The 6,570-nt window shown below is 39.9% G+C and carries 3 protein-coding genes; all 3 read right to left on the reverse strand.

Features of this window, described 5'->3' with window-relative positions:
* Positions 1-1,427: AMP-binding protein (locus tag VFS71_RS06295; RefSeq protein ID WP_326400051.1), on the reverse strand; the 1,427-nt coding region annotated here is incomplete at its 3' end.
* Between the two features lie 20 nt (positions 1,428-1,447).
* Entirely contained in the window at positions 1,448-4,162 is a 2,715-nt protein-coding gene (gene fdhF / locus VFS71_RS06300; protein WP_326400052.1) for a formate dehydrogenase subunit alpha, read from the reverse strand.
* Positions 4,163-4,309: 147 nt separating this feature from the next.
* On the reverse strand, positions 4,310-6,570 hold a 2,261-nt coding region (gene ppsA, locus VFS71_RS06305; protein WP_326400053.1), incomplete at its 5' end, for a phosphoenolpyruvate synthase.

The raw sequence follows: 6,570 nt of genomic DNA on the forward strand, positions 1-6,570 counted from the left end.
ACTTCAAAAGGGCCAACCATATGTCCCGAAGTTTTTATTATATCATCTGCTCTACCGATAAACCAAAAATATCCATCCTCATCTTTTTTGGCCAAATCACCGCTGAGATACCATTCGCCAATAAAACATTTTTTGTACCGCTCCTCTTCGTGCAAATAGCCCCGAAAAAGAGATGGAAATCCTTTTTTTAGGACCAGCTGTCCTTGAAGATTGGTTTCTGTAATGAGGTTTAGTTGCTTATCATTAATTTCAGCAATGGCAATTTCCACGCCTGGCAAAGGTTTTCCCATCGATCCGGGTTTTACTGTCATCGAAGGATAATTTGCAATCATAATTCCGCCAGTTTCGGTTTGCCACCAATTGTCCAGAATGGGAATCCTGAAGTTTTCCTGTCCCCAAATCACTGCCTCGGCATGAAGCGGTTCCCCCACACTCAAAATCAATCTAAGAGATTCTAAGTGGTATTCCTCACATGGTTTTATGTCCAATCGCATTAATCGTCTGATGGCCGTAGGAGCGGTGTACCAAATCGATATTTTATGCTCTTCAAGAATCGAATACCATCGTACGGCATCAAATTCTTCTTCGTCAATAATACTCGTTACACCATGGAGTAAAGGAGTAATTATACCATAGGAAGTTCCTGTAACCCAACCTGGATCTGCGGTACACCAATAGCAATCCCTTTTGTGAAAATCAAGTACATATTTTCCGGTGGCATAATGCGTAAGCACAGCTTGATGTACGTGAATCACCCCTTTTGGCATTCCGGTGGTTCCGCTTGTAAAATGCAGTAATGCCGGGTCTTCGGGATTGGTTTCCGGTATGGTGAATTCCTCACTGGCCTGTTGCATTAGTTTAGAAAAAGACAATATTTGATCCGATAAATGTTCGGTGGCATCTGTAAGGATAACGAAGCGAAGCGAGGAAAGTCTTTCCAGCAATGGTTTTATTTTTTTATCATATAAAAGAGAAGTGGTGACCAAAACGGTCGCATCTCCTTTACTGAGTCTCTGAAAAACAGGCTCAGGCCCAAAAACCGAAAATAGCGGACAAAAAACGGCCGTGTATTTCAATGTTCCCAAAGCGGTAAAATATAATTCAGGAATCCTTCCGGCAAAGGAAAAAACGCGTTCTCCTTTTTTAACCCCTAAATTTTGAAGCACATTCGCAAATTTGGATGTCTTTATATGTAACTCGCCATAAGTGAAATCTTGAAAACTTCTGTCTTTTCGAATAAAACGAAGCGCAACCGCATCTTTTAAGTCGGTTTGGGCATGACGATCTATCGCTTCATGGGCGATATTCAATCCTTTCTCGTCAGGGAGTCCGTTTAATTCTTTGACAATCTCATCCCATGAAAAAGAAGCTTGTACTTTTTCATAATCCGAAAGATGGTACTCTATATTGTTTTTAATGGAAATCATATCTTATTTTATAAAATCAGTCATTTTAAGTTTACATCGCTAGTTCGATTTTTTCTCGATTTTGAATACTGCTTTATTTTTTCTATCCGCACAGAAGTAATTTTATACTCTGGCGTTTGCACATAATTATCTCTCAATGATCCTGTTATTTTATTGATAAAAACTTCGGTATCGTTGAATGTTGTGAAGCATTCCCCTTTTCGGACACTGTCATCAATCTTTACTTTCAAAAAAGCAGCTCCATATTTACTTAAAATTTTAGCTTTCTCCCCTTCTTTTATTTTTATATCGGTGGCATCATCGGGATGAATATACAGAAAATCGGAAGAATGAATTTCTTTATTGGCAGTTCTGTAGGTCATTGTCCCCGAATTGAAATGATATAATTCCCTTCCGGTAACAAGGATAAAAGGATACGATTCAGAAGTTTGCTCAAGCGTGGGAACAAAATCGATTTGAAAAAGTTTTGCCTTATCACCAATCGGGAAGCTTTTCTCATGGAGGATTTTGGTACCGGGATGATTTTCGTCCGGACATGGCCATTGCAAACCATTGCTTTCTATCCGCTTATAGGTAATTCCGGAAACCGCCTTCCACGCCAGTCTGATTTCATTCCAGATTTCTTCGCTGGTTGCATAATTGAACAAGTCTTTTTTATTCATTTTTTCCGCCAATGCACATACAATTTCCCAATCGTTTTTTACCCCTTCTGGTGCTGTAATCACTTTTCTGATTCTTTGAATTCTTCTTTCGGAATTCATAAAAGTGCCTTCTTTCTCGAATGAAGAGGCAACAGGAAGAAATACATTTGCAAATCGTTTCGCAGTCTCTGTCAGGAACATATCTTGCACAATGAGCAAATCCAGATTGCCGAACGCTTTTTCGGTATGACTTGAATCCGGCAAAGTAAAATAAACATCAAAACCCACAATCCACATCGCTTTGAGGTGACCCAATGTGGCAGTGTCAATCATTTCCGGAAGAGTGAGCCCTTTTTTATCGGGTAAATTGGTGTTCCAAAGTGTTTCAAACCGTTCCCTTTCCATTTTCACGGAAGCAAGACCGGTATATGATCCCGGTTCACAGCCCATCACAGCCGCACCCTGTACATTATTCTGTCCCCGCAAAGGGTTAATTCCTGATCCGGATTTACCTATATTTCCTGTAATCAATGCCAGATTTACCAAAGCCATTACCGACTCGGTCCCTTGAGTATGCTCGGTTAATCCAAGCCCGTGAAAACACATCGATGGCGACTCGGTGGCGTATAAACGGGCGGCTTCCCGAATTAGTTGTTCAGGAACATTACATATCTTGGCGGCGCACTCAGGAGTCCATGCGCTAATAAATTCTTTAAAGGCATCCCAACCTTCCACTCGATTTTCTATAAATTTTTCATCAATCAATCCTTCCGCTATTATAACATTTGCCATGGCATTGAAAAGCGGAATATTAGTACCTGCCTTTAACTGCAAATGGTATTTGGCATATTTGGCTAGTTCTATTTTTCGAGGGTCAATCACAATCAAATTGGCACCATTCAACACGGCCTGTTTAATTCTTGCCCCAACTATCGGATGGTTTTTGGTGGTATTGCTTCCTGAAATTAAAATTGTTTTGGCTTTCTCAATATCATCAAACGAATTGGTTGCCGCTCCGGTTCCCAACATCATACTCATGGCTTTGGCAGTGGGCTGATGGCAAACCCTTGCGCAATTTTCTATATTATTTGTTCCAATAACGGCTCTTGCAAATTTTTGTATCAGATAATTTTCTTCGTTTGTTGCTCGGGCTGAACCGATAATTCCAATGCTGTCTGGACCATACTGCGCAGAAATCGCTTTAAATTTCTCGGAACAAAAATCAAAAGCCTCACCCCATGAAACCTGCTCCCATTCTCCATTTCTGCGAATCATGGGCTGTTTTATGCGATCTTCGGCATAATTATAATTCCAGGCATAGCGTCCTTTCACGCAAAGATGTCCTTTGCTTACGGGAGATTCCATTACGGGACGAATCCCGATAATTTTTTCGTTTTTGGTTTTAACATTTATTTCACATCCTACACCACAATAGGCACAAACGGAACGAGTCGTTTTTTCCGCAATCCCAAATTGAATGACATTTTTGTCTTCGATAGCGCCTGTCGGGCAGGTATCTGCGCAAGCGCCACAACTAACACAGGAACTTTTGCCAAACAATCCCTTTGAATCGGATACAATTTGTTCTTGGTCGCCTCTCTTTGACATATGCCACACGAACTGTCCCTGCAATTCGTCACATATCCTGATGCATCTTTCGCAGTTAATACATTGTGACATATCAACCTGAATATAGGGATGGGAGCTATCTTTATGCGTTTTGATTTTACTAGATAATTCGCCTTTTAGATTGTAATGGTTTAACCAATAATGAAACTCTTTTTCGGGTAACTTTTCCACGGCAGATTGCGGATAATTTTTAGCCATCATGCCAAGAATCTCTTTTCTGTAATCGTCCATTTCCTGTGATGTAGTTTCGATTACCATTCCATCCAAAAGCAAGGTATTGCAGGATGGTTGCCAATGAGAATCCCCATTTACTTTTACAAGGCAACTGCGGCAAACCGATGAGGAAGAAAGTCGCCTGTCATAACATAACGCAGGGATTTTAATAGCATTGTTTTGCAACAACTCTAGTATGGTTGTCCCTGCAATGAAGGAAAAAAGACGGTTATCTATTTTTACTGAAGACATCTATTTTATGGTATTCGTTCTTCACTTTTTCTTAAAAAAACAAACCAATACACCAAACCCATCAATACTGAGCTATCTACTGCGTCATCTAGTTAACATAACAAGCCGCAGATTATTTATTACTCTTTAAATCATAAAACCAATACCTTAAAACAGCTCGCCCAACTCGGCTATACCCACATTTGATTTATTATAAAACCCTTTCTCTGCTTCCAAAATATTTTCAATTCCTTTTATCAGTGCATCAGGATTAAAAGAAATGCTGTCGATTCCTTCTGCGACCAAAAATTTCGCAAACGCAGGAATATCACTAGGTGCCTGACCGCAGAGTCCTACTTTTATTGCATTTTTTTTTGCCACTCGAATAGTTTCTTTTATCAAATATTTGACTGCTGGATTTTCTTCGCTAAACAAATAACTGACCAACGTAGAATCACGATCCAAGCCCAAGGTCAGTTGCGTTAAATCATTGGAACCGATTGAAAAACCATCAAACAGTTTTGCAAATTCCTCTGCCAACAAAACATTGCTTGGAATTTCGACCATGACATACACCTCCAATTCGTTGACGCCTTGCACCAATCCGTTTTTTTCCATTTCTGCCAATACCATTTTTCCTTCTTCAACCGTTCTGCAGAAAGGAATCATCAATTTCACGTTGGTAAGCCCCATTTCATTGCGCACTTTTTTCATGGCTTGGCATTCCAAAGCAAAACCCTCACGATAAAAATCGCTGTAGTAACGGGAAGCACCCCGAAAACCAATCATTGGGTTTTCTTCATTTGGTTCAAAGAATTCACCACCAATGAGATTACCGTATTCATTGCTTTTAAAATCACTCATTCGCACAATAACATCCTTCGGAAAAAAGGCTGCGGCTACTATGGATACAGCTTGGGCCAATTCATCCACAAAATATTTTTTTGGGTCGGTATAGTCTTTTGTCATTTCTTTTATAGTTGCAATCACGTTTACATCAGTCACTTTCTCCGGTTCACACAAAGCCAACGGATGAATTTTTATCGTATTCGAAATCGCAAATTCCATTCGCATGAGTCCAACACCTTGATTCGGATAATAACTCAACTCAAAAGCTCTTTCAGGATCTGCCAAAATTAGCATAGGATCTGTTTTTGGCATTTCAAGTTTACTGAAATCATGTTCTTTTACTTCCCATTTCAATACGCCTTCGTAAACATTCCCTTCTTTCCCTTCGGCACAGGAAACTGTAATTTCCTGACCATTCTTTATGATGGAAGTGGCATTACCACAACCCACAACAGCAACAGTTCCCAGTTCTCTGGCAACGATGGCGGCATGGCTTGTACGACCACCTTTGTTGGTAATGATTGCTGCAGCCCTTTTCATTATGGGATCCCAATCCGGATTGGTTAAATCCGTTACTATAATTTCACCATCGAGCAATAAATTACCTTCCTGCGGGCTGTTTAGGATTCGCGCTTTACCCGAAATTATCTTGTCTCCTAATGCAATTCCTTTCACCAAAAGTGTTCCTTTTTCTTTCAGTTTGTAAATTTCCCGGACTTGTTTATTTATTTTTCCGTGAATAGTCTCCGGGCGAGCCTGAACGATATAAAGTTTATTATTGAATCCGTCTTTGGCCCATTCAATATCCATGGATTTTTTATAATGTTTTTCGATTTTATAACACCATTTGGAAAGCTGAATCACTTCATTATCGCTTAGCGTAAATTGATTTTGTTTTTCGAATGCCGTATCGGTATTTACAATCGTATTATCGACAGATAAGCTTTCGGATTTATCAGAATAAATCATGGTAAATTCTTTCCGTCCACAATGTCTTTTTAAAATGGGTTTCAAATTTGGGGTTTCCAAAGTAGGCTTAAAAACCATCCATTCATCTGGTGTAATGCTACCTTGAACAATATTTTCACCCAATCCCCAAGAACCATTGATGATGATTGTGTTTTCGAAACCGGTGTCGGGATCTATCGTAAAAGCCACACCCGAAGATGCTTTGTCACTGCGCACCATTTGCTGAACTCCTACAGAAATGGCGATGTCCAGTTTGTCAAAACCCATGTCAATTCGGTATTTTATGGCCCGATCTGTATATAAAGAGACAAAACAGCGGTGTACGGCAGCCACTAATTGTGCTGATCCACATATATTCAAAAAAGATTGCATTTGCCCGGCAAAACTCGCCGTAGGTAAATCCTCGGAAGTTGCACTACTGCGCACCGCCACATCAAGATTGTCTTTCCTGCATTGTTCACAAAGGGATTGATAGGCTTTGTCAACTTCTTCCCGAATCTCATTAGGTATTATTGCCGATAAAATAAGGGCACGCGCTTTTTCTCCTATAACGGAAAGGTTCGAGTAATTTTTAGTGTCCAATTGAATCAATAATTCTTCAAGTGGTTTCT

Origin of the sequence: Flavobacterium sp., from assembly GCF_035760125.1 — a bacterium.
Taxonomy (GTDB): Bacteria; Bacteroidota; Bacteroidia; order Flavobacteriales; family Flavobacteriaceae; genus Flavobacterium.